Raw genomic sequence first — 2,098 nt, 5'->3', positions numbered from 1 at the left:
GATGTCAGCGGCGATCACGTCGTCGGACCGGGCCAGCGCCGCGACGACGTCGCTGCGGCTGACGATGCCGACCAGCCGGCGGTCGTCGTCCAGCACCGGGAGGCTCTTCGCGCCGGTGGAGGTCATCAGCTCGACCGCGGTCGCCACGTCGTCGTCGATGCGCACGGACACGACCGAGCGCGTGCACACCTCGGCGACCGTGTGCGGCGGGTACAGCGGCTCGATCACGATCGGGCGCTCCTGGGCGCGCGGGTCGCGCGCGACCGTCTCGCTGATCAGGTCGGCCTCGCTGACGATGCCGTACAGGCGGCCCGACGGCTCGACCACCGGCAGGGCGGTCACGCCGCGCCGGGCGAGCAGTGTGAGCGCCTCCTTGACGGAGCTGCGCCGGCTCACGGTGACGGGATCCTGGGTCATCACGTCTCGCACCAGCATGGCTGATTCGCCCCTTCCGAGCTTCCCCATGGTCTCGACGGCGGTCCGCCGTCACGCTCAGCGTCGCTGCCCGGCGCCGCGCGACACAGGGACGAAGGTCCTCCGCACGCGGGGCCATCGACCGAGACCGGTCCGGGCCGCGGGTCGTACGTTGGGAGCATGACGGAGCCCGAGGCACGAGCAGGCGGCGAGCGGCGACCGATCACGGTCTACCTGCTCGACGACCACGAGCTCGTGCGCCGCGGCATCCGCGACCTCCTGGAGAGCTCGGGCGACATCGAGGTCGTCGGCGAGTCGGGGCTGGCCCAGGAGGCCGCCCGGCGCATCCCGGCCCTTCGCCCGGACGTCGCGATCCTCGACGGGCGGCTCCCGGACGGGTCGGGCATCGAGGTCTGCCGCACCATCCGGTCGGTCGATCCCGGCATCAAGGCGCTGATCCTCACGTCGTACGACGACGACGACGCGCTGTTCGCGGCGATCATGGCCGGCGCCTCGGGCTACCTGCTCAAGCAGGTCCGCGGCGACGACTTCGTCGAGACCGTCCACCGGGTGGCCGCCGGCCAGTCCATGCTCGACCCCGCGGTCACCAGATCCTCGACCTGATCGGCGAGGGGCTGACCAACCGCCAGATCGCGACCCGGCTGTCGCTGGCCGAGAAGACCGTGAAGAACTACGTCTCCGCCCTGCTCGCGAAGCTCGGCGTCGAGAGCCGCACACAGGCCGCGATCATCGCGACCCGGCAGCACGGCGAGAGATGGATCTGAGGGTCTAGGCTCGTCTCCGACGGATCCATGTCCGAGGAGGGAGCGATGGGGGACCGGGCCGGCCCGGAGCCGAGCCTCACGGGAGTGGGTTTCGACGACCTGCTGCGCGAGGTGATCGACCGCGTGCACGGCGCCCTGGACGACCGGGCGCGCTGGCAGCTGCTGCTCGACGCGGTCGTGCACATGGCTGCCGACCTCTCGCTGGACGAGCTGCTGTCGCGGATCGTCGAGATCGCGGCGGACCTCGCCGGCGCGCGGTACGCCGCGCTCGGCGTCATCAGCGACGGCTCCGACCGCCGGCTGCAGACCTTCGTGACCCACGGCCTCACACCCGAGCAGATCGCCGGCATCGGGGAGCTGCCGCGCGGGCGCGGCCTCCTCGGCCACCTCATCGACCGCCCGGAGGCCGTCCGGCTCAACGACATCGCCGAGCACGCGTCGTCGGTGGGCTTCCCAGCGAACCACCCTCCGATGGGCTCGTTCCTCGGGGTCCCGGTACGGATCCGGGAGAAGGTGTTCGGCAACCTCTACCTGACGGAGAAGAACGGCGGCGAGGAGTTCACCGACGAGGACCAGCAGATCGTGATCGCGCTGGCCGCCGCCGCCGGGGTCGCGATCGAGAACGCCCGCCTGCACGCGGAGGCGGCGCGGCAGGTCCGCTGGCTCGTCGTCGCGGGCATGCAGGCGAGCCCGGACGAGCTGGCCGGCCTCGACCTGAGCCAGTCCCTCGCGGCCCAGGTGATCTCCAGCGGGGTCCCGGTCGCCGTCGAGGACCTCGCCGCGGACCCGCGCGCGATGGACGTCTCCCGGCCGCTGGGCTGGCCTGCCCTCGGCCCGACGATCATCGTCCCGCTGCGGACCGCCGCCGGGATCTCCGGTGTCCTGGCGCTGTCCTGGGT

Annotated in this window: 2 protein-coding genes and 1 pseudogene; 2 read left to right on the top strand and 1 reads right to left on the bottom strand. The window is 72.4% G+C overall.

Features of this window, described 5'->3' with window-relative positions; all coding sequences use genetic code 11:
- On the bottom strand, positions 1-435 hold a 435-nt coding region (locus Q0L15_RS19445), incomplete at its 3' end, for a CBS domain-containing protein (protein ID WP_296606220.1).
- A 159-nt stretch (positions 436-594) separates the two neighbouring features.
- Here Q0L15_RS19445 and Q0L15_RS19440 point away from each other — a divergent pair.
- Together Q0L15_RS19440 and Q0L15_RS19435 are read left to right on the top strand one after the other, a co-directional pair.
- Positions 595-1,199, top strand: a pseudogene (locus tag Q0L15_RS19440) (response regulator transcription factor).
- A 27-nt stretch (positions 1,200-1,226) separates the two neighbouring features.
- On the top strand, positions 1,227-2,098 hold an 872-nt coding region (locus Q0L15_RS19435), incomplete at its 3' end, for a GAF domain-containing protein (protein WP_296606219.1).

This window comes from Nocardioides sp., assembly GCF_024509035.1.
Taxonomy (GTDB): domain Bacteria; phylum Actinomycetota; class Actinomycetes; order Propionibacteriales; family Nocardioidaceae; genus Nocardioides.
This window is presented reverse-complemented; position numbering and strand designations above follow the sequence as displayed.